This is a genomic window from Streptomyces sp. NPDC051104, from assembly GCF_040682835.1.
In the GTDB taxonomy this organism is placed as follows: domain Bacteria; phylum Actinomycetota; class Actinomycetes; order Streptomycetales; family Streptomycetaceae; genus Streptomyces; species Streptomyces cynarae.
This window is the reverse complement of the sequence record NZ_JBFBBS010000003.1, coordinates 141,317-165,040: the sequence shown is the minus strand read 5'-3', so window position 1 is coordinate 165,040 and position 23,724 is coordinate 141,317. Positions and strand designations below refer to the sequence as shown.

21 protein-coding genes and 2 tRNA genes are annotated in these 23,724 nt (G+C 72.2%); 7 read left to right on the top strand and 16 right to left on the bottom strand.

The annotated features are described in order from the left end of the window. The first annotated feature begins 13 nt into the window (after positions 1 to 13). The 3 genes from AB0N14_RS07375 (at position 14) to AB0N14_RS07365 (ending at position 2,574) form a co-directional block, all read left to right on the top strand. A complete protein-coding gene (locus tag AB0N14_RS07375; RefSeq protein WP_366024734.1) occupies positions 14 to 1,159 on the top strand; it encodes an SPFH domain-containing protein in 1,146 nt (381 codons plus the stop codon). A gap of 224 nt (positions 1,160 to 1,383) precedes the next feature. Beyond that, positions 1,384 to 1,995 carry a lytic polysaccharide monooxygenase gene (locus AB0N14_RS07370; protein ID WP_366024733.1) on the top strand — a complete coding sequence of 204 codons (612 nt, stop codon included), beginning with the start codon at positions 1,384 to 1,386 and terminating at the stop codon, positions 1,993 to 1,995. Between the two features lie 129 nt (positions 1,996 to 2,124). Next, positions 2,125 to 2,574 (top strand): DUF3592 domain-containing protein, encoded by a 450-nt coding sequence (locus tag AB0N14_RS07365; RefSeq protein WP_366024732.1) that lies wholly within the window; start codon positions 2,125 to 2,127, stop codon positions 2,572 to 2,574. Positions 2,575 to 2,689: 115 nt separating this feature from the next. Here the strand turns inward: AB0N14_RS07365 and AB0N14_RS07360 are convergent. The 7 genes from AB0N14_RS07360 to AB0N14_RS07330 all read right to left on the bottom strand — a co-directional run bounded on the left by AB0N14_RS07360 (position 2,690) and on the right by AB0N14_RS07330 (position 7,974). Continuing rightward, positions 2,690 to 2,763 (bottom strand) — tRNA-Lys (locus AB0N14_RS07360). 99 nt (positions 2,764 to 2,862) lie between these two features. Next, positions 2,863 to 3,621, bottom strand: a complete 759-nt coding sequence (locus AB0N14_RS07355; protein ID WP_366024731.1) for an IclR family transcriptional regulator C-terminal domain-containing protein — start codon at positions 3,619 to 3,621, stop codon at positions 2,863 to 2,865. A 204-nt stretch (positions 3,622 to 3,825) separates the two neighbouring features. Continuing rightward, positions 3,826 to 4,602: an ectoine/hydroxyectoine ABC transporter ATP-binding protein EhuA gene (gene ehuA / locus AB0N14_RS07350; RefSeq protein WP_366024869.1), complete on the bottom strand. Its 777-nt coding sequence runs from the start codon at positions 4,600 to 4,602 to the stop codon at positions 3,826 to 3,828. Positions 4,603 to 4,612: 10 nt separating this feature from the next. Then, positions 4,613 to 5,263 carry an ectoine/hydroxyectoine ABC transporter permease subunit EhuD gene (gene ehuD, locus AB0N14_RS07345; protein WP_366024730.1) on the bottom strand — a complete coding sequence of 217 codons (651 nt, stop codon included), beginning with the start codon at positions 5,261 to 5,263 and terminating at the stop codon, positions 4,613 to 4,615. Further along, positions 5,260 to 5,964: an ectoine/hydroxyectoine ABC transporter permease subunit EhuC gene (gene ehuC / locus AB0N14_RS07340; RefSeq protein ID WP_366024729.1), complete on the bottom strand. Its 705-nt coding sequence runs from the start codon at positions 5,962 to 5,964 to the stop codon at positions 5,260 to 5,262. Before ehuC ends, ehuD begins: the two co-directional genes overlap by 4 nt. Continuing rightward, positions 5,961 to 6,878: an ectoine/hydroxyectoine ABC transporter substrate-binding protein EhuB gene (gene ehuB / locus AB0N14_RS07335; RefSeq protein ID WP_366024728.1), complete on the bottom strand. Its 918-nt coding sequence runs from the start codon at positions 6,876 to 6,878 to the stop codon at positions 5,961 to 5,963. Before ehuB ends, ehuC begins: the two co-directional genes overlap by 4 nt. A 136-nt stretch (positions 6,879 to 7,014) precedes the next feature. After that, on the bottom strand, positions 7,015 to 7,974 hold the full coding sequence (locus AB0N14_RS07330) for a D-2-hydroxyacid dehydrogenase (protein WP_366024727.1): 960 nt from the start codon (positions 7,972 to 7,974) through the stop codon (positions 7,015 to 7,017). A 233-nt stretch (positions 7,975 to 8,207) separates the two neighbouring features. On the opposite strand from AB0N14_RS07330, the gene AB0N14_RS07325 reads away from it, so the two are divergent. Then, positions 8,208 to 8,939 (top strand): decarboxylase, encoded by a 732-nt coding sequence (locus tag AB0N14_RS07325; RefSeq protein WP_366024726.1) that lies wholly within the window; start codon positions 8,208 to 8,210, stop codon positions 8,937 to 8,939. A 326-nt stretch (positions 8,940 to 9,265) separates the two neighbouring features. Beyond that, positions 9,266 to 10,351: an LLM class flavin-dependent oxidoreductase gene (locus AB0N14_RS07320; RefSeq protein ID WP_366024725.1), complete on the top strand. Its 1,086-nt coding sequence runs from the start codon at positions 9,266 to 9,268 to the stop codon at positions 10,349 to 10,351. A gap of 116 nt (positions 10,352 to 10,467) precedes the next feature. Here the strand turns inward: AB0N14_RS07320 and AB0N14_RS07315 are convergent, their stop codons facing one another. Continuing rightward, the gene (locus tag AB0N14_RS07315) at positions 10,468 to 12,147 is read right to left on the bottom strand and encodes an EAL domain-containing protein (protein WP_366024868.1); all 1,680 of its coding nucleotides are present in this window, start codon (positions 12,145 to 12,147) and stop codon (positions 10,468 to 10,470) included. A gap of 801 nt (positions 12,148 to 12,948) precedes the next feature. On the opposite strand from AB0N14_RS07315, the gene AB0N14_RS07310 reads away from it, so the two are divergent. Further along, entirely contained in the window at positions 12,949 to 14,319 is a 1,371-nt protein-coding gene (locus AB0N14_RS07310; protein ID WP_366024724.1) for a M6 family metalloprotease domain-containing protein, read from the top strand. A 454-nt stretch (positions 14,320 to 14,773) separates the two neighbouring features. On the opposite strand, the gene AB0N14_RS07305 is transcribed toward AB0N14_RS07310, so the two are convergent. The 7 genes from AB0N14_RS07305 to AB0N14_RS07275 form a co-directional block, all read right to left on the bottom strand. Continuing rightward, positions 14,774 to 14,847 (bottom strand) — tRNA-Lys (locus AB0N14_RS07305). Next, positions 14,838 to 15,455, bottom strand: coding sequence for a bifunctional DNA primase/polymerase (locus AB0N14_RS07300; RefSeq protein WP_366024723.1), 618 nt, complete (start codon positions 15,453 to 15,455; stop codon positions 14,838 to 14,840). The genes AB0N14_RS07305 and AB0N14_RS07300 overlap by 10 nt, the downstream gene beginning before the upstream one ends. A 145-nt stretch (positions 15,456 to 15,600) precedes the next feature. Continuing rightward, on the bottom strand, positions 15,601 to 15,966 hold the full coding sequence (locus AB0N14_RS07295) for a hypothetical protein (protein WP_366024722.1): 366 nt from the start codon (positions 15,964 to 15,966) through the stop codon (positions 15,601 to 15,603). A 220-nt stretch (positions 15,967 to 16,186) separates the two neighbouring features. Next, positions 16,187 to 17,539, bottom strand: coding sequence for an AAA domain-containing protein (locus AB0N14_RS07290; RefSeq protein WP_366024721.1), 1,353 nt, complete (start codon positions 17,537 to 17,539; stop codon positions 16,187 to 16,189). After that, a complete protein-coding gene (locus tag AB0N14_RS07285; protein ID WP_366024720.1) occupies positions 17,536 to 19,128 on the bottom strand; it encodes a hypothetical protein in 1,593 nt (530 codons plus the stop codon). The genes AB0N14_RS07290 and AB0N14_RS07285 overlap by 4 nt, the downstream gene beginning before the upstream one ends. Beyond that, positions 19,119 to 20,249, bottom strand: a complete 1,131-nt coding sequence (locus AB0N14_RS07280) for a hypothetical protein (protein ID WP_366024867.1) — start codon at positions 20,247 to 20,249, stop codon at positions 19,119 to 19,121. Before AB0N14_RS07280 ends, AB0N14_RS07285 begins: the two co-directional genes overlap by 10 nt. Next, on the bottom strand, positions 20,200 to 21,153 hold the full coding sequence (locus tag AB0N14_RS07275; protein WP_366024719.1) for a phosphatase PAP2 family protein: 954 nt from the start codon (positions 21,151 to 21,153) through the stop codon (positions 20,200 to 20,202). The genes AB0N14_RS07280 and AB0N14_RS07275 overlap by 50 nt, the downstream gene beginning before the upstream one ends. A gap of 194 nt (positions 21,154 to 21,347) precedes the next feature. Between AB0N14_RS07275 and AB0N14_RS07270 the strand changes: the two genes are divergently transcribed. Then, positions 21,348 to 21,941, top strand: a complete 594-nt coding sequence (locus tag AB0N14_RS07270) for a histidine phosphatase family protein (protein ID WP_366024718.1) — start codon at positions 21,348 to 21,350, stop codon at positions 21,939 to 21,941. 162 nt (positions 21,942 to 22,103) lie between these two features. Here the strand turns inward: AB0N14_RS07270 and AB0N14_RS07265 are convergent, their stop codons facing one another. Further along, a complete protein-coding gene (locus AB0N14_RS07265; protein ID WP_366024717.1) occupies positions 22,104 to 23,567 on the bottom strand; it encodes a hypothetical protein in 1,464 nt (487 codons plus the stop codon). Positions 23,568 to 23,724 lie beyond the last annotated feature (157 nt).

The following is a 23,724-nucleotide window of genomic DNA, read 5'->3' as shown; positions in this document are numbered from 1 at the left end:
TGTGGAGGCACAAATGACTACGACGACATCACAGACCCCGGAGCAAGAGGAGGAGCCGGAGGGCGCCGACGCGCGGCCCGGCCGGATCATCCACAGCGAGTCGACCACCGAGATCCCGGTGCACCTGCTGTTCCGGAAAGGACCCGACAGCGAGCCGCTGCCGCTCGCCCCGACCGTCGTAGGACGGCGGCTCGGCACCGGTGAGCAACCGCGGGTCCAGGTGCCCGCCGCCCCCAGGCGGCAGGTGCCGATGGTGGACCCCGAACTGATCGAACGGCCCGCGCGGGTGCTGCCCTGGGCGGCGGGCCTGCTGGCCGGGATCGCTGGAACGGCCGGTTGCGTGGCCGCCTCGTGGTGGGCGGGCGTCCTGCCGCCGGCCATGGTGCGCGCGCTGGACCTTCCGCCGGTCTCGGGCACGAGGCTCGGGCTCGCACAGTGGGCCGCGTACGCCGTCGCGGGCGCGCTCCTCCTCTTCGGCTTCGGTGGGCTCAGCCGCGGGGACACCGGGCGCGCCTGGGCCCTGTCGCTGTTCGGCCGCTACCGGGGAACGGTGCGCCACACCGGCCTGATGTGGGTCAATCCGCTGGTGCTGTGCCGCCGGGTCGACGTACGGCTGCGCCACTGGCGCAGCGAGCCGATCCCCGCGGTGGACGCCAACGGGGTCGCGCTGCGCGTGGTGGTGCTGGTGACCTGGCAGGTCCGGGACACCGCGCGCGCCGTGTTCGGCATCGACGACCACGAGACCTATCTGCGGGAGTGCGTCGAGTCGGCGCTCGCGCGGGTGCTGCCCCAGGTGCCGGCCGACCTGCCGGCGGTGGCGGACGTGGTGAGCCTGCGCAATGTCGAGGCGGTCGGCGACACGCTGACCCGGCTGGTCGCGGCGGACGTGGCATCGGTCGGCCTGGAGGTGTTCTCGGCCCGTCCGACCCGGATCGAGTACGCCCCCGAGGTCGCCGCCCGCATGCAGCGGCGCCGTATCGACGCGTTCGACGCGGACCACCGTGACGCGGTGATCGGCTCGGTCCTGGACTCGGTGGAGGAGACGGTGACCCGGCTGACCGCGCGCGGCCTGGCGGACCTCGACGACTACGAACGCAAGGCGCTGGTGCGGGACCTGACGGTGGCGTTCTGCACGGGACGGGCGGGCGACGGGGGGTGAGGCGGACGACGGGCTGAGGCGGACGACGGGCTGAGGTGTGCGCCGCCCCGGGGAGGCGGCGCCTGCCGGCCAACGGCGGGCGCCGGCCACGGGCGGCGCGAACAGAGCCCCGCGATCGGTGTGTGCGATTGGTATGGACATGTTCAACATACGGCAATAATCTGAGGCTTGGTCTAGACCTGCAAGGCTCACTGAACTCCCCCACGTTCACAAGGAGCGGCAGCATGCGCACCAGGATCAGGTTGTACGCCGCCGTGCTGGGCCTCGCGACCGCGGGAGCCTTCGTGCTCTCCACCGGCGGCGCCAGCGCCCACGGCTACACCGACCAGCCCCTCAGCAGGCAGAAGATGTGCGCCGCGAACGGTGGCATCGTCACCGGCTGCGGCGACATCCAATGGGAACCGCAGAGCGTCGAGGGCCCCAAGGGCTTCCCGGCCGCCGGCCCCGGCGACGGCCGGATCTGCTCGGCGAACCACACCAACTTCGGCGCGCTCGACCAGCCGAGGACGCCCTCGGGCGCGCCCTGGCCCACGACGAAGGTGACCGGCGGGCAGAGCTACACCTTCCGCTGGCAGTTCACGGCCTCGCACGCCACGACCGACTTCCGGTACTACGTCACCAAACCGGGCTGGAACCAGGACCACGCCCTGACCCGCGCGGACCTCAACCTCACCCCCTTCCTGACCGTCCCGTACAACGGTCAGCGCCCGCCGTCCACGCTCACCCACACCGGCACCCTGCCGACCGGGCTGAGCGGCCACCACCTGATCCTCGGCGTGTGGACGATCGCGGACACGGGCAACGCGTTCTACTCCTGCGCCGACGTCACGTTCTGAGCCCGGATCCTCACCTCCCGAGCTCTGAGGCTTTCTTGAGCCAATCCGCCACCCCCCACGGGTAGGTTCCGCACACCGGCGGTGAAGCGCCGGTGTGCGGAACCGGACCTGTGACCTCGGGGGGAACCCATGGACGCGATGCTCTACGTCGTACCCGTACTGATCATGGCCGCGGCCGGCTTCCTGGGGTACCGGGTGGTGTACCGCTGGCTGCAGATCAGAAGCGCGTGGAACAGCGGGCTGACGGCCGAGGGGCGCTGCCTCAAGGCGTACACGACCGTCCACGGCGGCCGGAACGACACCTCCGTGCGCACCACGCTGCACCACGTCTACGAGTTCACGACGCGGGACGGCGTCGGCATCCGGTTCGAGGAGGAGGGCGGCCCGGGGACGACGGTCGAGGGCGACATCGTCACCGTCCACTACGCCGAGGGCCGCGCGGGGGTCGTGGCGACCGCGCGCCCCCCGAGGCGGGGCAGGCAGGCGGTGGCCACCGCCGGCATCCTGGGTTTCCTCTGCGGGATCTTCGTGTTCTGCGTCGGCTTCATGGCCACGGTCGCCGTGGACCTCCAAAGCTGACGGTCAGGGCGGCGCGGTGGACGCCGCCGCCTGGGACCCTCCGGGCCCCTGTGGCCTCCACCACACCGGACCAGCGCAAAAAGGGCCCCTCGCTTTCGCGAGGAGCCCCTCATCGTGCGCCGCCAGGGACTCGAACCCCGGACCCGCTGATTAAGAGTCAGCTGCTCTAACCAACTGAGCTAGCGGCGCAGACTCTGTCGCTTTCGGCTTTCGCTCCCGGCGACAAAAGAAATACTACCTGGTCCACGGGGGTGCTCGTGACCACCCCTGTGGACCATCCCGGATCGCTCAGATCGTGAGGGACAGGACCACCGGGGCCGCGCCCCTGTTCAGCCGCTCCGCCGCCTGTCGCAGCCGGTGGGCCTGCTGGACCGGCAGGGACAGGGCCAGGCAGCCGACCGAGGAGCCCGCGGTGATCGGGACGGCCGCGCAGACCGTGCCCATCGCGTATTCCTGCAGGTCGAGCACCGGCACCGTCGGCGGGTGGGCGTCCAGGCGGGAGAGCAGGACCTTCTCGCTGGTGATCGTCCGTGAGGTCAGCCTGGCCATCTTGTACCGGGCGAGGTGGTCCCGGCGGCCGTTCACGTCGAGCTGGCCGAGAAGGCTCTTGCCGACCGCGCTGGCGTGCGCCGAGGAGCGGAAGTCCACCCACTCGTGCACCGCGGGCGCCAGCGCACTCGCGGCGCACTGGGTGACCCGCACCTCGCCGTCGATGTAGCGGCTGATATAGACGGCGGCACCCACCGAGTCGCGCAGCCGGTCCAGGGTGCGCTGGAGCTGCTCGCGCAGCGCCTGCTCATGTCCCTGGGCGGAGCCGAGCCGGCTGAGGGCGGCCCCGGTGACGTACGCGCCGTCGATCGTCTGCTCGACGTACCCCTCCCGGCGCAGCATCCGCAGGAGCGAGGTCAGTCGCTGGGTGCCGAGACCCGTGTGGCGGGCCAGCTCGGCGTCGGTGATACCGGTGGAGTGCCGCGCCACGGTCTCGAGGACACGCAGGGCGTCCTGGGCCGAGTGGTACGGGGCGGTCGGCTCATGGGTCAGCGCCACGGTCTCCCCCTGCGCTTTTTGGGCCATCCTCGGGACAGCTTGACTGCCTCCACGATACGGCTCAAACGCACATCGTAGAGCGGGTGTTGTGGAACTTTGCGGCGGCTTCGGCCCGCTCAGCAGGAACGCGCCACTCTGGCATATGCCGAGGTCATGTCCCGTGCGCCACGACCTGGAGAGGGCCGCCGCTTTCACTTCCTGTAGTCACAGCACTGCGCTGAGGAATTCCCGCGTGCGTGTGTGCTCGGGCTCGCTGAAGATCTTGTCCGGGGGAGCGGCCTCGATGACGTGGCCGGAATCAAACATCAGGACACGGTCGGAGATGTCCCGCGCGAAGCTCATCTCGTGGGTCACACAGAGCATCGTGATGTCCGTGCTGTGCGCGATGTCACGGAGCACGTCGAGGACCCCGGCGACCAGCTCCGGGTCGAGCGCGGACGTCACCTCGTCCAGCAGCAGCACCTGCGGGCGCATCGCGAGGGCGCGGGCGATCGCCACGCGCTGCTGCTGGCCTCCCGAGAGCTGGCTCGGGTACTTGTCCAGGTGGTCGCTCAGCCCGACCAGGTCGAGCAGCTCGCGTGCCCGCTCCTCTGCCTCGTCCTTCGACAGGCCGAGCACGGTCACCGGGGCCTCGGTGATGTTCCGCAGCACCTTCATGTTCGGGAACAGGTTGAACTGCTGGAAGACCATCCCGATGTTCTTGCGGATCTCCCGGACCTGTTTCTCGGGCGCCGGGTACAGACGCTGTCCACCGACCGTGATCGTGCCCTCGTCGGGCTTGGTCAGGGTCATCAGCAGCCGCAGGATCGTGGTCTTGCCGGAGCCGGACGGGCCGATCAGCGTCACGTGCCGGCCCGCGTCGACGGAGAAGTCGAGCTGGTCGAGGACCGTGTGGTCACCGAACCGTTTGGTGACCTTCTCCAGGCGGATCAGCTCGCCGGAGGCCGCCTGCGGGTGGGCATGGGCGTCGGGTTGCTTCATCAGGGGCGTGTCAGCGGACAAGGCGTCGCTCCAGTGCTCGCAGGAGGAGGGAGGCGGGGTAGGAGATCAGGACGAAGGCCACACCGATCACGGTGAGCGGCTCGGTGAACTGGAAGTGCTGCTGGGAGAAGAGCCGCGCCTGGCCGAGCATGTCGAGGACGGTGATCGCCATCAGCATCGGCGTGTCCTTCAGCATCGCGATCACGTAGTTGCCGAGCGCCGGCACGACCCGGCGGATCGCCTGCGGCAGGATCACGGCCGTCCAGGTGCGCCGCATCGGCAGGCTCAGCGCCGTGGCCGCCTCCCACTGGCCGGGGGGCACGGCGTCGATACCGGCCCGGTAGACCTGCATGGTGTACGTGGAGTAGTGCAGACCGATCGCCACGACGCCGGTGGTCAGCGCCGAGAAGGTCAGACCCCACTCGGGCAGCACGTAGAAGAGGAAGAACAGCTGCACCAGCAGCGGGGTGTCGCGGATGAACTCCGTCACGATGCCCACCGGCCAGCGCACCCACCGGGTCGGTGTGCGCATCAGCAGCGCCCACACCAGACCGACCGCGAACGAGATCAGCGAGCCGAGGGCCAGCGCTTCCAGGGTGACGACCAGGCCGTCGAAGAAGTGCGGCATGAAGGCGCGGACGGCGCCCCAGTCCCAGGTCATCGGACACCACCTCCGACCGGCTGCCGCACGGCGGCCCGGGGCCGGGGCCGCGGCGCCTTGCCGACGCCGGCCTTCAGACGGCGCTCGAGGCCCCGCATCAGCCGGGTGAGCAGGAAGGCGATCACGAAGTAGATGAGCAGGACGTAGGTGTAGATCTGCGCGCTCTCCTGCAGTGCGAGCCGCACCAGATTGCCGCTGAACGCCAGGTCGCCCATGCCCATGATCGACACCAGTGCGGTCCCCTTGAGCAGTTCGACCAGCAGGTTCGAGAACGGCGGGATCATCTCGGGCACCGCCTGCGGCAGCAGGATCTTCCGCATCCGCTGCCACGGGGTGAAGCTCAGCGCGATCCCGCCCTCACGCTGCGCGGGATCCACGGAGTTCAGAGCGCCGCGCACGATCTCCGCACCGTACGCCCCGTACGTCAGACCCAGCGCGAGGGTGCCCGCCCACATCGGCACCAGCTGCCAGCCGAAGGCGAGCGGCAGCACGAAGAACACCCAGAAGATCATGATCAGGGCGGACGTGCCGCGGAACACCTCGGTGTAGAAGCCGGCGAGGAAGCGGACGATCCATCTGTGATGGGTGCGCGCCATGCCGACGGCGAAGGAGACGGCCGTCGCCAGCAGGGCGCCGAGCACGAGGAGCCGGATCGTGGTCCAGACGCCTTTCAGTACGAGTTCCCACAGTCCCGAGGTCATCCGCGGCAGAGCTCCTTCGCGGTCATGTCGGTCAGCTCGGCCTTGGTGAAGCCGAACGGGCGCAGGATCCGGAACAGTTCGCCGCTCGCCTTCATCTTCCTCAGCTCGGCGTTGAAGGCGTCCCGCAGCCGGGTCTCGGTGGGCCGGAACGCGAAGGCGCCGCCGTCGACGTGCGGTTTGCCCTTCACCAGGGGTGCGAAGGGCTTGGTCGCCTCCGCCTTGCTGGACTTCTTGACGACCTCACGGACCGTCAGCGCGGTCCCGGCGAACACGTCGACGCGGCCGGCCTCCACGGCGTTCAGGCCGGCCACCTGGTCCGTCACGATCAGCATGTCGCTCTGCTTGTAACCGGCCTCGACGGCGTACTGGATCTCCGCGTACCCGGTGCCGGTGGCCAGTTTCGCCTTCTTCGCGACGACGTCCTTGTAGTCGTGCAGGCCCTTCGGATTGCCCTTGCGCACGATGAACGCGTCGAGCATCTGGTAGTCGGGGTCGGCGAAGATGACCTGCCGGCAGCGTTCCGGCGTGATGTACATCCCGGCGGAGACCACGTCGAACTGCTGGGAGTTCAGACCGGGGATCAGCGAGCCGAACTCGGTCGGCACGGGCTGCACCCGGTCGATGCCGAGCCGTTTGAAGACGACCCTCGCCAGTTCGGGGGCCTCGCCGGTGAGACGGCCGTTCTTGTCGATGTAGCCGAAGGGGATCTCGCCGGCGATGCCGAGGCGGACGACGCCCTGGGCCCTGAGCCGGCTGAGCAGGTCGCCGCCGGGTGTGCTCGACGCCGCCGCGACACGGCTGCAGCCGGCCGCGCCCAGTGCGCCGAACGCGGCGACACCGGCGAGCAGCGACCGGCGGGTGGTTCCGGGTTGCCCCGGGTCGTACGTCCGTGCATTCGTCCGTGGGGGAGCCATGGGCGCGCAGCTACCCGGGACCATGCGATGTATTCAGGCCAGTTCCGGCCCCGATCGTCTTCGGCGGCCCGAACCGGAGGCCGCCGTTTCGCTTGGCCGGGGCGCTGACCAGCGGCGACGGCGACCGGGCGGCGGCTCAGTGTCCGGGAACGTATCCCCGTTTCTTGTCCACCACGTTCAGCAGCGGTCTACCCGCGGCCCAGCGTTCGTACAGCGCCAGGAACTGCGCCCCGAGCTCGTCCTGAGAGCCGACCGTGTCACCGCTCATGTGCGGGGACACCAGCAGGTCCGGCACCCGCCACAAGGGGCTGTCAGGACCGAGCGGTTCCTGCCGGAAGACATCGAGGGCCGCGCCCGCGATCCACCGCTTCGTCAGCGCCTCGGCCAGCGCCTCCTCCACGACGAGTTGCCCGCGCCCCACGTTGATGAACCGGGCGGACGGCTGCATGACGCCGAAGCGGCGGGCGTCGAACATGCCGTACGTCTGCTCGGTCAGCGGCGCCGCCGCGATCACCCAGTCGGCGCGGGCCATCAGCCGGTCCAGGTCGGCCGGGCCGTGGATGCCGGTGCGCGGCACCCGGCCCACGATCGACGTGGTCACCTCGAGCGCCTTGAGCGTACGGGCGATCGTCCGCCCGATCGGTCCGGAACCGACCACGCACGCTCGCGTGCCCGCCACCCGCAGCGCCTCCCGGTGCCGCCACTCCCGCTCCCGTTGCAGGTCCCAGGTGCGCGGCAGGTCCTTGGCCAGGGTGAGGACGAGCGCGGCCACGTACTCGGCGACCGGCCGCTCGAAGACGCCGCGCGCGTTCGTCACCACCGTGCCGGACGCGGCGAGTTCCGGACACAGCACATGATCGACGCCCGCGCTCGCGATGTGCACCCAACGCGGGCGCGGTCCCTCGCCCGGCCAGGCGTCGCGCACCGCCCGTGAGGCGACGTCCCACACGAGCAGCACATCCGCGTACGGCAGCCGCGCGGCGAGCCTCGAGGCGTCCACGTGCTCGATCCGCGCCCGGCCGGTGAGCCGGCCGAGCCGAAGGAGCGGGTCCCCGCCCAGGACCAGCACGGTCGGGCCGGGCGTGGAAGCCGTCATGCGGAACCGTTCCTCGAGTTCGGCGGCGGCCGACAGCGGCCGACGGGGCGTCCGACGTGCGCGGATCGACCACCGTCGCACCCCGGCACGGTGCCGTCAACACGACCGACCAGGTGATGAGGGGGACGGCTCCGCCTCACCTGGGTACCCGCGCCATGGGTCACCGGGCAGGCTCTGCTCGACGCGGCGGCGCACCGGGGACCCGTACCGCCGGACGAACAGGAAGGTTGGGCATGACCGCACTCGGATTCCTCTACCCGGGCCACTTCGCCGACGACGACTATCCCCGCATCGAGCAGTTGCTGGCCGGTGACATCCGGTTGGACATCGTGCACACCGAGGTCGGCGAGGACGCGCGCCGCACCGACCTGCTCCGGGAGATGGGCTCGCCGCAGCGGCTCGCGTCGAGCGCTCAGGAGCTGCGGCTCTCGGGCGCCGAAGCGGTGGTGTGGGCGTCCACCAGCGGCAGCTTCCTGCACGGCTGGGAAGGCGCCCACGGGCAGGTGCGCAGCCTGGCGCGCGCCGCGGGGATGCCGGCGTCGTCCACCGCGTTCGGTTTCGTGCACGCCGTGCGGGAGATCGGGGCGCGGCGGCTGGCCGTCGCGGCGACGTACCCGGACGACGTGGCGCAGGAGTTCGCCTCCTTCCTGCGGGCGGCCGGCGCGGATGTGGTCGCGGTCCACGGCGCGGACGCCGGAGCGGCGGCACAGGTGGCCGCATGGGGCGCCGACGAGGTCCTGGCGCTGGCCCGCGCGGGCGACCACGCCGACGCGGACGCGGTCCTGATCCCGGACACCGCCCTCCACACGGCCGCGCACCTGACGGCCCTGGAGAAGGACCTGGCCAAACCGGTCCTCACGGCGAACCAGGTCACGGTGTGGGAGGCGCTGCGCCTGGTGGACCGCCGGGTGAACGCGCCGAGCCTGGGGACGCTGTTCACCAGGGAGCCGGTGGTGCAGGTGTAGGGACTGTCGGGAGCGGGGTCTGCGGGGCCGGGGTCTGCGGGGCCGGGTCCGGGGAGCGGGTGCTCAGTGCCCGGGGTCTCGGGAGTGGGGTCTGCGGGGCCGGGGTCTGCGGGGCCGGGTCCGGGGATCAGAGCCCGGGGTCTCGGGAGTGGGGGCCTCATGGCCCGGGGTCTCGGAGTCTGGTTCTCCGGGGTGGGGGCCTCCGGGTGGGGTCCCCGGGGTGGGGGCCTCCGGCACCGAGATCTTCCGGGGCATGGCGGGAATAACCGGAGACCGTCTCCTGTTAGCCGTGCGAGAGACGCGACGCTCACGCGGGAGGCACAGCAGTGGACGAGATCCGAGGCACGGCACAGGGCACCGCCCCCGTCCCCCTGTCCGTACTGGACCTGGTCACCGTCGGCGCGGGCACCACCGCCACCGACGCCCTGCGCACCAGCGTCGCCCTCTCCCGGCTCGCGGAGGCCCGCGGCTTCCACCGGTACTGGGTCGCCGAGCACCACTCCATGCCGGGCGTGGCCTCCTCCTCGCCCGCGGTGATCCTCGCCCACCTCGCCGCCCACACCGACCGCATCCGGCTCGGCTCGGGCGGTGTCATGCTGCCCAACCACGCCCCGCTGGTCATCGCCGAGCAGTTCGGCACGCTGGAGGCCATGGCCCCCGGTCGCATCGACCTGGGCCTCGGCCGCGCCCCCGGCACGGACGGCGCCACGGCCGCCGCGCTGCGCCGCACCGACCGGCTGAACGAGGGCGCCGACGACTTCCCGCAGCAGCTCGCCGAGCTGACCCGGTTCCTCGACGACGACTTCCCGGACGGCCACCCCTACGCCCGTATCCACGCGGTCCCGGGCCCCGTCCAGGCCACCTCGCCGGGCGGCGTGCAGTCCCCGCACCGGCCGCCGGTCTGGCTGCTGGGCTCCTCCGGGTTCAGCGCCCGCCTGGCCGGCATGCTCGGCCTGCCGTTCGCCTTCGCCCACCACTTCTCGGCGCAGAACACCATCCCGGCGCTCGACCTGTACCGCGACTCCTTCCGCCCGTCCGAGGTCCTCGACGCGCCGTACGCCCTCATCGGCGTCTCCGCGCTCGCCACCGACGACGAGAAGGAGGCCCGCCGCCAGGTCCGGGCCGCCGCCCTGAACATGCTCCGGCTGCGCATGGGCCGTCCCGGCCTCGTACCCACACCGGAGGAGGCGGAGGTGCACGAGTTCAGCCCCATGGAGGAGGAGTTCATCGGGTCCTGGAACGCCAACGTCGTCCACGGCACTTCGGACGAGGTCCGCTCCGGCCTGGACGACCTCCAGAAGCGCACAGGCGCCGACGAGTTGATGCTCACGTCCAACGCCCACAGCGGCGACGTACGCCTGCGGTCGTACGAACTGATCGCGGACGGGTACGGGTTGCCCGCGACGGCTTGAGGTTCCCGGTGCCGGGGTGCCGTCCCTGGGGGCTGCGCCCGCAGACCCCCATCGGCCTTGACGGCCTCCTCCTCAAACTCCCCCAAGCTCTTCGAGCAGGGGGGACCCAGACGGGCTCACTTGCGGCAGCCTTCTCCTTCGACCAGTTCCGAGATCCGGTCCGGCGGCACCGGGCGTGAGTACAGCCATCCCTGCCCGGTGTCGCAGCCGATGCGGCGCAGGCGGGTGGCCTGGGCCGAGGTCTCCACGCACTCCGCGGTCACCGTCAGGCCCAGCCGGTGGGCGAGCTGGATCATGGCCTCCACGATGACCTCGTCGGCCGGGTTCGGATGCGCGTCCGTGCCCTCGTACTGGAAACCCCGGACGAACGACCCGTCCAGCTTCAGCACGGACACCGGCAGCCGGCTGAGGTAGGCAAGGTTGGAGTATCCGGTGCCGAAGTCGTCGATCGCGATGCGCACCCCCATCTCGCTGAGGGCCTGGAGGGCCTGGAGCGGACGGCCGGCCGATCCCATGACCGCGGACTCGGTCAGCTCCAACTGGAGCAGGTGCGGTGCGAGTCCGGTCTCCGTCAGGGTCTCGGCCACGTCCGCCACCAGGTCCGAGTCCCAGACCTGACGCACCGCCACGTTCACGCTCACGAAGAGCGGCGGCTCGTTCGGGCGTTCCAGCTGCCAGCGGCGCGCCTGCCGGCAGGCCGTCTTCAGCGCCCAGCGCCCGAGCTGGACGATCGAGCCGTCCTCCTCCGCCAGTCCGATGAACCGATTCGGCGTCAAGGTGCCGAACTGGGGGTGATGCCAGCGCACCAGCGCCTCCACCCCGCGCACCCGCCCGTCCTCCATACCGACCAACGGCTGGTACTCCAGGGCGAATTCTCCCCGTTCGATGGCCGGCCGCAGCCCCGAGGACAGTGCCTGGCGGGTCATCCGGTGGGCGTTGCGCTCCGGGTCGAACAGCGTCCAGCGGGCCTTGCCGTCGGCCTTCGCCCAGTACAGCGTCGTATCGGCCGCCTGCATCAGACCGGTCGCACTCGTGCCGGCCGCGTGCCGCTCCACGACGCCGATGGACGCCGACACCGACAGCCGCTGTCCGGAGAGGTCGAACGGCTCCTGGATCGCCTTGAGCACCGACTCGGCCAGTTCGGCCAGTTGCTCGGTGCCCGTGGAGTCCTCCACCAGGAGCGCGAACTCGTCACCGCCCAGTCTGGCCACCAGGGGAGTGGTGGGCCGCCCGTGGCCGGCCTCGTCCGCGCAGTGGGTCAGGCGCTCCGCGACGGCCGCGAGCAGCCGGTCGCCGACGCGGTGGCCGAGGGTGTCGTTGACCGCCTTGAAGCCGTCGAGGTCCAGGTAGCACAGCCCGATCCGGCCGGTGCCGCTCTCCTCGTACGAATCCGCCTCCAGCGCGGCCGACAGGCGTTCGAAGAACAGCGTCCGGTTGGGCAGCCTGGTCACCGGGTCGTGCATCTGCAAGTGCCGCAGCCGGGCCTGGAGTTCCCGTCGGGCGCTGATGTCGGCGACGGATAGGAGGACCGCCTTCTCGGCCTCCGGCAGCGGCGTCACGGTCACCTGGACCCACAGGGAGTGCCCGTCGGGGTGTTTGACGCGGCGCGTGCAGCGGAGCTTGGCCTGGCGACCACGCAGTACCTCGCGGTAGGCGTGCCAGGTGCGAGCGTCCGAGGACAGGTCCAGCAGGTCGGCGGCGACCTTGCCGACCAGTGCTTCCGCGCCGGTTCCGAGCAGTGAGCCCATCGTCTCGTTGGCGGTGACGACCAGGCCCTCCCGGTCGACGACCACCATGGCGAGCGGCGCGACGGTGAACGCGGCGCCGAACGAGACCGGTTGGGGCCCGGCGGAGGGGGTGCGGGGTGGTGTGTCGACGGCAGGGGTGAGGGGTGGTGCGTCGACGGCAGCGGTGAGGGACGGTCCGTCGACGGGCGGAGTGAGGGGCGGTGCGTCGACGGGCGGAGTGAGGGATGGCGCGTCGACGGGCGGGGTCAGAGATGCCGCGTCGACGGGCGGGGTCAGGAGTCGGTCTTCGGAGGTGACGGGTGGGTCGTCGGAAAGGGGTGATGGCTGGGACGTACCGGATGACGTGGTGTCGTAACTCTCTGTGATGGCCGGGCCGACGAGGTCTGCCGCGGGCGCCGGCCCATCGGACGTTCCGCTCACCGCTCGCTCCCGCAGTGCACTCGTTCTTCGTACGGATCTCTTGGGTCTCGTCGGGGTCGACGGCCGCAAGGGGGGCGGCCGTACAAGCCGTGTTCGTGCAGGAAAGTGTGCCGATCATAGAGGCTGACCCAAAGGCCTTCCAGCCGATGTCCAGTGTCCCGCGGCCAGCACGTGTTCTGACAGATCGTTTCTGCCCGTGCCGGACCCCGGTCCATCAGGCCGCCCGTCGTTGTGACGTTCCGTGAGTATTGGGGGCGTCGGCGCACGTCGGCCGCCCCCTGGGCGCTCGTGCGCCGTCGTGCGCTCCCGCTCCGCACTGCCCCTCCCGCGGCCGTCGCGGTTCCCTCCTGCCATCCCCTGGCTGATGGCCTCTCACCCTTCCGGGGCAGACAAACAGGACGTAGTCATACAAGTAAGACCAGGCTGGGAGTGGAGTTCCCAGAACCGCACCCGGAGGTCGACGTGCCGCGTCCGCTCCCCCTCACGGGGCTCACCCGCGAGACCCTGAAGGGGCTCGCCTGGGGCGCGTCGCCCGTCCTGCGCAGCAGCGCGGCCCTCGCCACGTCGATGACCGCGCTGGTCGCGACCTCGCTCGTGACGGGTCCCGCGCTGGCCGAACCCCTGGCCGCGGTCTGCCAGATCGCCCGCAGCCGGGCGCACCACTCCGAGGGTGTCGACACCTGGAACGCCGCCTACACGCGCCCCACCCGCGCGCTGGACGCGGTCCTGGTCTTCCTGTCCTTCCCGGACGCGACACCGGGGACCACGCCGACCGAGCTGACCGGTGACTACTTCCCGGACACCAGCCGCTTCTTCGAACGCGCGTCCTATGGCCGGTTCACGCTGCGCCCCCATCCGGTGGACCACTGGATCAGGATGCCGCACCCGTCCACCTCCTACGCCATACGGCGCGACTGGAGCATCGAGAGCCGGGCCACTTATCTGCGCGACGCGCTCGCCGCGGCCGACAAGGACGTCGACTTCTCCCGGTACGACGTCGTGTACCTCGTGGCCGACCCGGACGCGCCCGGCGTGGACTCGGACGCCACGAAGGTGGTGAACCTGGACACCCCGCTGCGGGCCGACGGCAGGGACATCCGCCGGGTGGTCACGGTCTTCGAGAAGCATCCGCCGGACCAGCTCGTCCTCGCTCATGAGACAGGCCATGTGTTCGACCTGCCCGACCTGTACCACCGTCCGACCGACGGCAAGGGGGACTGGGACACCTACGTCGGCGACTGGGACCTCATGGGCAGCCAGTTCGGACTGGCCCCGGATCTCTTCGCCTGGCACAAGTGGAAGCTGGGGTGGCTGGACGAGAGTCAGGTGGTGTGCGTACGGGCTCCGGGCAGCACGCGGCTGACGCTGGAGCCGGTGGCCGCGGGGCCGACCGGGGTGCCGCAGGTGCCGGTGAGCGCGGGTGCGGCGGGTGCGCTGGCGCGAGGGGTGGAGGCGTTCGGGTCGGGACACGGCACCAAGCTGGCGGTGGTGCGGACGGGGCCCGACAGTGTGCTGGCCATCGAGGCGCGCGGGGCGGTGGGCAACGACGGCGCGGCCTGCACCCAGGGGGTCCTCGTCTACCGGGTGCGCGGCGAGACGGAGTCCGGGGGCGGGCCGGTGGAGGTCCTGGACGCCCACCCGCACAGCTCGGCCTGCGCCGGCACGTCGGTGTACCCGCCTCTGGCCGACGCCCCGATCCGGGAGGGCGAGACCTTCACGGTGCCGGGTGAGGGGGTGCGGGTGGAGGTGGAGGGGAGGACGGCTTCTGGGGGGTGGACTGTGCGGATCATGAAGGGGTGAGGGCTGTGTGGGGGTGGGCGGTGTGGGGTGGGGTCGGGGGTGAAGTGCCCAGGTAGGCGGCATGCGGGTGGGCTGCGTTGTGCCGGGGGCGCGGGTGCGCGGTCGCGTCTCGCCCACACACCGGGTGGGTTCAGCGGCGTGCGGCCGGTGGGCGGGCAGCGGTGTGCGGCCGGTGGGGGCGCGGAGGTCGTCGCAGTCGCCGGGACGTGTCTCTCCCGGAGTGCGACAGAAAACGCAGATGTGCTGCACTCGCCGCACAGACAGGGCACGACCGCGCTTCGGGATCGGGGCGTGCGAGTGGGGAACACGGTGCCGTGCACGCCAGGCGGCGACGGCAGCCGACCTGAAGGGGGTGTGGGTGGCGAAGCCCCCACAACGCGCGGCGAAGCCGCGCAGAAACAACGATGGCGAGGAGGTTCGCGCTTTCCGCGAACACGCCTCGCCATCGCCATCGTGCGCCGCCAGGGACTCGAACCCCGGACCCGCTGATTAAGAGTCAGCTGCTCTAACCAACTGAGCTAGCGGCGCCTGCTGACGTCGTAGACCTTAGCACCCTGGTCGACGGGAGGAAAAATCGATATGCGTACGGGGGCGGAGGCCGCCGCGCGGGCGGCTCGGACGGCTGCCCAGAGGACGACCTCCGGCCCGGGCAGCCAGGGCCGACGAGTGTCGGGCGCGACCAGCCAGCGGGAATCGAGCCTGGTGGCGGCCGGGTGGGCCGGGGCGGCCGGGTGAACGGCGGGCACCGTCACCGCGTCGCCGACCCCGTGGCACAACAGTGGCGGGACCTTGGTCGTACGGCCGCCCCACTCCTCCCAGTCGAGCAGCGCCGGCAGCCGCCGGGCCGTGCCGGGTGCCGTGAACAGCAGGGTGCGGCCCCTGTGGACGGCGACGGGTCCGGAGCCGGGACCCTCGTCCCAGAGCCGGTCGAGCATCCGCCGTCCGAAGATCGCGGGGGTGTTGACGACGTCGAACGCGGTGCCGCACGGCAGGACCACCGGGGCGGCGGGGCGGTCCGCCCAGAGGGCGAGGGTGCTGCGCGGATTCGCTCCCGCCGAGGCGAGCCAGGCGGCGCCCTCGGAGGTGACACCGCAGACGTCGTGACAGGCTTCGATGGACGGCGTTCGACTGCTCATGGGGGCCAGATCTACCGGGCGTGAGCGGTCGGTCTCCGAGGGTTGCGGAAAACGGGGACAGAAGGGTGTGAGAAGGGGTAAGGTGCGGCCGGGCATATGCCGCATGATCATTCGATACAATCGGCGCTGCGGGGGGCCGGGCTGGTCACCCCAGGCTTTCCGGCCCGTTCGAGTCCACCCCGCGGAGCAGGTCCCGCCCGAACTCCACCATCTTCTTCGCGTAGTCCTCGGTCCACTCCGCCTGCTCGGCGATCGCCGCCGGTGTCAGCCGGTCGAAACGGCGCGGGTCGGCGAGCTGGGCCGCGGCGATCGCCTGGTACTCCACCGCCCGGTCCGTGGCTGCGCGAAACGCCTGCGTCAGCTCCGTGGCCCGCGCCAGCAGCGCCCGCGGGTCGTCGATCGACTCCAGGTCGAAGAAGTGTTCCGGGTCGGAGGCCGCCTCCGCGGGCTCGAAGAGCAAGGGCGCGGGGCGTAGCCGCGGCTCGTTCCGACGCGGCGTGGGCTCCGCCATGTCTTGTCCTCCTCGTACGGTTCGGGTGGCGCCCGGTTCGGGTGGGCCACCGTCCATTGTCGCGCGCCGACGCAAGGGCGCCGGGATGTGACCGGGTGCGCCGTCCCGGCCCGGGTTGGTTTCGCCCCGTCGCGTGCCGGAGGGGTGACTTTCCAGCGCCGGCCGACGAAAACCAGCCCGTCCGGCGCTTGAGGACGAGGCCGCCCGGGGCTGGGGCCGGTCACGGGCGCCACGCCACCCGGTGCTCGGCCAGATGCGCCAGCACCGCGTGGTTCGCCTCCCATCCGTCAGGGAACTTCACCGTCACCCCGAGCTGCACCGGCTCCGTCGACGGATGGTCGTCCAGCAGTTCCGTCACCCCCGCGCGGCACACCACGATGCACGCGTGCCGATGGCGGGATGCCAGCACGCACAGGCGGCCGGTCTCCAGGTGGAACGCCGTCGCGTCCGGGCGGCCCGACAGCGGATGCAGCACCACCGTCACATCGAACTCCCGGCCCTGCAGCCGGTTGGCCGTGTCCACCGTGACGTCCGGCACCCCGAGGTCCGCCAGCGCGGAGCGCACCGCCGCCGCCTGGTCCCGGTGCGCGGTGCCGACGGCGATCCGGTCCGCGGTCAGCGGCGCCGGCTGCTCCGCACGCTCCGACGCCGCCGCCCCGCCCCGGTCGAGGAGACGCCGTACGACCGTGGCGACCGCCCGCACCGCCTCCGGGTCCGTCCGCGGGGTGTGCCGGGCGGGCAGCTCCAGCAGCCCCCAGCCGGTCTCGGCCGCCTCGTCGATCACCCGGTCAGGGCCCGAGCCGTCCGACGCGACCGCGAAGGTCAGCCGCCGGTCCCCGTGGTCCGTGCCGCTGCGGAACGGCGTGTACGGGTAGAACGCGTGCGACACCAGGGGCGCCGCCGACGCCGGCAGCCGCCACGACACCGGCAGCCGGTGCTGCGGCAGCTCCGGATTGTGGGCCAGCAGTGTCGTCACCGCGGACGCCGACGGGTCGTACGACAGCCCCGCCCACTGCTCCGCGCCGACGATCGCGAACGGATCCAGCTGCCCCGGGTCGCCGACGAACAGCGCGCGCTCGAACAGGCCCGCCACCGCCAGCAGCGCGTCCGAGCGCATCTGGTACGCCTCGTCCACGATCGCGTGCCGCCACGGCTCGACGTCCTTGACGTGCGCCCACTTGGCGGCGGTCGAGATCACCACGTCCAGGCCCGCCAGGTCCCCCGCCTTGGCCGACTTGCGCACGTTCGGCAGGTCGTCGAGCGCCTTGTCGTACGGGTCCGGGTCGCTGCTGTGCAGCCGCCCGACGGGGAGGTCGGGTTCCTTCTCGGCCAGCCGCACGACCAGGTCGTCGACCTGCGCGTTGGTCTGCGCGATCACCATCAACGGCCGTCCGGCGGAGGCGAGCTCGAGTGCGGCCCGGACGACGAGCGTCGACTTCCCGGCGCCCGGCGGCGAGTCGACCACGACCCCTTTGTGCGTGCCGTGCAGCGTGTCGCGCAGGATCGCCTCGGTGGCCCGGGCGGCCGCGGCCCCCGGGTCGAAGTCCCTGCCCGGCGGGGCGAACACGGTCACAGCACGTCCTCCTCGGTCACCGGATCCGGCTGCGGTACGGCCTCGCCCTCACCCGGCGGCCCGCCGTGCGTCCACGGGGTGTCCTCCGGGTCGGGCAGCTTGGCCCCGCCGCGCTGCTCGTGTTCGAAGAGCGTGAAGCACACGTGGTCGCCCTTCTCGGGGACCGACCCGGGCTCCGGCTCCTTGCCGCGGCCCATCTTGTCGACGATGCGCAGGACCAGCAGGCCGTCCCCCTCGTGGCCCACGAACTCCGCCGCCTGCGGCTTCCCGCCCAGCGACCGGTACACCTTCGTGCGCTCCCCGAGGTGCGGCCGGTCCTCGGTCCGTACGGTCACCAGTGGGCGCGGGCTGGGGCGCTTGCCCTCGCTGTACGCCAGCACGACCTCCGTGACCTCGCCCGCGAACGCCTCCCCGGCGAGCCGCCGCCCGGCCATGACGAGCGGGTCGTCGAGTGCCTCCTGGGCGTCCAGGCGGGCCTGTTCGCGCTCGCGCGTGGCGAGCTTGTTCGCCGCGGTGACCGCGTCGTCGTGGCGCGGCTGCGGCGGCTCCCCGGCGGCCACCCGGTCCCGGTGCCCGGTGAACGACCAGCGATCGCGCGTCCAGCGGTCATCGACATGCGCGCCCTCCGGCAGCGCGCGCAGCAGGTTCAGCCCCTGCCACACCGCGTCCCAGGTCGGCCGCGTACGGCTCTCCACCAGGGCGCGGATCTCCCGCTCGGCGGAGGTGAGTTCATCGAAGCGGTAGTCCGCCTCCACGCCGTCCTCGGCGGCGGCGAGCCGGGTGCGGGCGCGGTCGTAGCGTTCGATCGCGGGGGCGAGCAGTTTGTTGTCGAACGCCGGGTCGGTGGCCGGTCCGGCCGGCGGGCACAGCAGCTGGCCGTCCGCGTCCCGGGCCAGTTCGGCGCGGAGCGCAGCATCCGCGCCCGAGGTGCCCTCGGGCGGGTCGATCCAGGCGAGCAGCGCGCCCAGGTGCTGGTCCTCCAGGTTCGACTGCCCGGTCGCCCAGTGCCGCCCGAGCAGATCGGTGAGCGCGAGCAGCAGGGAGGAGCCGGGGACGCGGGCACGCTCGCCGAAGTGCGTGAGCCAGCGGCCGAGGAGCGGCACGCGCGGGGGCGCCGGGTGCGGGGTCTCCGGGTCCTGCTCGGCGGTGCGGCGGAACCGCATGGAGCGGCCCAGCAGCCGTACGAAGTCGATGCCCGCCCGGCTCGGCACGATCAGCTGCGGGGCGTCGGCGCACAGCTCGACCTCCACCTTGACGCGCTTGCCGGTCTCCGGGTCGGTCTCGGTGCGCTCGGCGGGCTCCACGGTGTCGGCGTGGGCGTCGATGTAGGGCAGGACGACGTCGGCGAGTTCGGCGAGGAACGCGAACCTGAGGTCGCGGTCGCGGGGCTGCGGCACCACCAGCAGCCGGGGATCGTCCCGGTCGGTGCCGACGAGCGCGCCGAGCGGTGCCCCGGCCTCGCCCGCGGTGATGAGCGGGACGAAGACGAGGGGCCGCTCGGACAGGTGACGGTGCCGGACGGTGGCGGCGGGCTGGGCCCGGCCCGTCCGCACGGCCTCCAGGCGGGCGAGGGTGGTGATCAGGGACATACGGCGCCCTCCCGTCCGGCGAGCGCCTCCGCCCGCAGCCGCGCCGCCCGGCGCAGGGCCGCCACCGCCGGGTCGTCCGGGTCCCCGGCCGTGCCGTGGGCGGCGGCCAGGATGTCGTCCACCGTGGTCAGCCCGCCCAGCTCGGCCCGCAGCGACCGGCCCAGTGCCGCCACCGCGCCCTGCTCCCGGGCGCGGTCACGGCAGTGGAAGGCCAGTTCGCAGGCGGCCAGGCACTCCGGCGCGTACGTCGCCGGGACCGACTCCACGGCGGCCTGAAGCTCCTGCTGCGGAAGGTCCGGCGCGAAGCACGTGCCCTCGGGGAGGGCGTCGGCGATCTCCTCGATGCGGGTGAGACGGGCCAGCTGGCGCCGGGTGACCGCGCGCTGCTTGCGGACGTCGACGGGCGACGCGGTGGGCAGGTTCGAGAAGTCCTTCGGGCACACCAGCAGGATCCGGTGGCGTACGACGGGTGCGGGGGTGAGGCGCTCCGCGACCTCCTCCAGTGCCAGCACGTACACCGCGGACTGCCGCGCGGCCGCCCCGACCTTCGCCGGGTCCGCCGAACCGTCGAGCAGCGGGAAGGACTTGATCTCCACGACCGTCCAGCTGCCGTCCGGGTGCACCACCACCGCGTCCGGCTCCAGGAACGCGGGCGATCCCGCCACGTCGAGGGCGAGCATGGGGTGGTCGAGCAGCGCCCAGCCGCGCGCCTCGGTGGCCTCGCGCAACGCCAGCGCCGTACGCGCCGCGCGCCCCTCCGGGCCGACCGCGGCGAGGTCCGGAACGAGGGCCCCCTCCGGGGCGTCGGCGGTCGGGTCCAGCTTCTCGCGCACCAGACGCAGCAGCTCCGCACCGCCGTCCGCCTTGACCCGGGCCTCGAACGCGTTGCCCCGCATGAAGGCGAACTGCGACTGGCCGAACGCCGACGGCGCGCCCAGCGCGCCCGCCAGCACCGCCTTGTCGATCCCGGCGCCGTCCAGCAGCGCGCGCCGCCGGCACCCGGGGTTCGCGGCGAGCGCGGCGAGGGCGCGCGCGTCCAGCGCCCTGGGCTGTACGGACGGCCCGCGCAGCTCAGCGAGCCGCTGCCGCAGCGCCGTCCCCCGCGTCCGCGGGAGCGGCACCCGGCCCGGCTCCCGGCCGGGGGCGGGAGAGGGGCTGTCGGGGAATTCGCTCACCCGCCGAAGTCTGGCATCCGGCACTGACAATTGGGGAACCTGCGGCGGACGAGGGCTCCGCGACCGGTGCGAACCGCGCCCGCAGCCAGGCCCTGACCGCGTCCGCCGCCCGCATCACCGGTCGGCTCAGCAGGAAGCCGACGCCCATGACGGCGACCCCGGCGACCGCGTCGAGGAGGTAGTGGTTCGCGGTGCCCATCACGACGAACGTGGTCCCGAGCGGATACACGACCGCCACGACCCTGGCCCAGCGCGAGCGGCCGTGCCGCCACAGCAACACCCCGCACCACAACGCCCAGCCGACGTGCAGGCTCGGCATCGCCGCGTACTGGTTCGTCATGCCGCCCAGGCCCCGAGGCGCGCTCCCCTCGCCGCCCCACCAGCCGTAGGAGCTGTACTGCGCCATCGTGTCGACGAACCCGTGGCCCGCGGAGAGCAGGCGCGGCGGGCAGGTCGGCATCAGGGAGAAGCCGATCAGACCGATGAACGTGGACGTCATCAACCAGGTGCGGGCCGCCCGGTAGTGCTCCGCGCGGCGCCTGAAGATCCACATCAGGATCGCGGGGGTGACCAGGTAGTGCAGCGACGCGTACCAGAAGTCGGCGGGCACGCCGAGCCACGCCTCGCGGGTGAAGAGACGGTTCAGCGGATGCTCGGCGTTGATGTGGAGGAGCTTCTCCAGGCGCAGTATCGCCAGGCCGTGGTCGACGGCGCCGCCGACGTCGCCCCGCGCGAGCAGCCGGCCCGCGGAGTACGAGGCGTACACCACCAGGATCAGGGGCAGTTCGGTCCACCAGCGCAGCCGGGTCAGCGGGCCCACCCCGATGCCTGGTGTCTCGGCCTGCGGCATCCGATTCGCCCTCCCCCTTCTGCTCCTGGTCGCGGCTCCCGGCCTTCCGGTCGTGCCACCTTACGGTGCGGGCGCCAGCCTTCGTGGGGCGCCCCGGCCCTCAAAGACGCAGAGATCGCCCCCCGGGTTGCCCCGGGAAGGGGTGGGCGATGATGGAGTGAGGCCCCTGCTCATTTCTCCCGGAAAGGTCTCTCATGGCACCGCGCATCCTGCTGGCCCGGCACGGACAGACGGAATGGTCGCTGTCCGGCAAGCACACCGGCAGGACCGATGTGCCGCTGCTGGAGGAGGGGCGGCGGGGCGCCAAGCTGCTCGGGGAGCGGCTGCACCGGGCGCCGTTCGACGGGCTGCTCGGGGTCGAGGTGCGCACCAGTCCGCTGGCACGCGCGCGTGAGACCTGCGAACTCGCCGGCTTCGGTGAGCGGGCGAGCGTCTGGGACACGCTCATGGAGTGGGACTACGGGGCGTACGAGGGGATGACGCCGGCCGAGATCCAGGAGATCCGGCCGGGCTGGTTCATCTGGCGCGACGGCGTGCCCGGCGGGGAGACCCTTGCGGAGGTCTCGGCGCGCGCGGACGAGGTCGTGGCCTGGGCGCGGTCGGAGGACCGGGACGTGCTGGTGTTCGCACACGGGCACATCCTGCGGTCCATCGGGGCGCGATGGCTGGGGCTGCCGCTGGAGTTCGCGGCGCGGATACGGCTGAATCCGACGTCGCTTTCGGTGCTCGGGTGGGCTTACGGCGAGCCGGCGATCGAGTCGTGGAACGACTTGGGGCACTTGGCGTAGCTGCGGGCAGTCGTGCCTCCCCCGGAGCCTGCACGGCGTGGGGGCACCCCCAGGCGGCACGGGTGGGCGCTGGGGGTACCCCCTGCTCGAAGAGCTTGGGGGAGGCACCTCGTACCGCGAAGTCGCGGAACCAACACCCGGGCGACCCCGGCCCCGAGCGGCTCACGCACTGCGCGGCAGTGACGCATGCCGGTCCAGGAACGCCGACACCCCCGACGCCCGCCGGTGCGGCAGCAGTACCCTCGCCGTGCCCGCCAGCATCGTCAGGACGCGGGAGGACTGGACCTGGTCCAGGAGGTCCAGCACGCGGTGACCGGCCTGCGCCGCCTCGTCGGGACGACCCCCGCGGGCCAGGTCGTCGGCCAGTTCGGCCGTGTACAGGGCGATGTTCCGGGTGAAGTGCGGATCCTGGAGCTGCGCCGCGCGCCGTGCGTGCCGGGCCGCCCGCGCCCAGTCGCCCAGCGTCGACCAGCACTGCGCCTCCAGGCCCTCCAGTTCGGCCTCGCCGTAGAAGGTCATCCACTCGGGGTCCGAGTCCGACGGCCCCCGTTCGAAGAACGCCTGCGCCCGTGCGAGCGCCTGTTCGCAGCCCGCCCGGTCCGCGAGTCCTGCCCAGCCGCCCGCCTCCCTGAGGGCGAGCAGCGACATCAGCCGCTGCGAGCCGAGCGGGCGCGCGACACGCTGGGCCGCCTGCGCCGCCCGTACGGCCTCCCGCGGCCGGCCGGCGTCGCGCGCGAGGAACGCCGTGTTGCAGAACGCGTGTGCCTCGAGTCCCGGATCCCCGGACATCCGGGCCGTCGCCAGCGCCTCCGCGTAGTGCGAGCGGGCGTCGTCGTAACGCCCGGAGTCGTGCGCCAGCCATCCCACCGAGATGGCCAGTTCACCCGCGCCCGAGTACAGCCGGTCGGCGACCGTCTGCCGGGTCGTACCCGCGTCGAGCAGCGCGTACGCGGCGCGCAGCGGGGCCGCCGCGCGGCGGTACAGGCCGTCCGCGCCGTGCCGGTCGTCGAGCAGGCGGATCTTGCGTACGGCCTCCTCGAGCGCGCTCGCCTCGGACGAGCCCGCACGGTGGACGGGGCGTTCGGCGGCCGCTGCGGGGCCGCCGAGGGTGAGCCCGAAGGGGCCCAGGGAGGCGGCGGCCACCGTCACGGTGCCGCCGGTCATGAATGCGCGACGCTGCACGTCGCTCTCCTCGTGGTTCTGTGCGTCGTACGCGTGCGTGGCGTACGACTCGTGCGACTCGTAGGTGTCCGATGGGTGATACGTCTCGTATGCCTTCCGGTGCTCATCGGAGGCATACGGACGGCGGTTGGTGTGTGTGGGGGGCGCCTCGTCGGTACTGCGCGCCCCTCGGCCGCGCACCGCGGAGCGGGGCGCGAACCCCAGGTCCGCGAGCGTGCGCCCGGGGAACATATGCAGGAACACCCGTTCGTAGGCGTAGTTGGGACAACGGATCTCTCCCGCCTCGACGCGTCCGATGTACCGCGCGTCACAGCTGACCCGCTCACCGATCTCGCGTGCGGCACGCCGTACCGCCGCGGCGAACTCGCCCGGCGAGCGTGATCCGCGCAGCTGCCGGAAGGCGAGATTCGGCCGTGGTGGCCGGGGGGTCTGGGACGAGGTCATGGCCGGGCCCTCTCGTGCGAACCGTCGAACCATGCCGGATTGGGGAGGCTTGTCCGCGTGGTGCCAGTTGGTTCCCTGCGTCCGGCGGTGCAAGAACGTACCTTCCTCGCAGGTGTGGTCATGCGAGGTTTGGCTACAAACCGGATATCTCATGCGA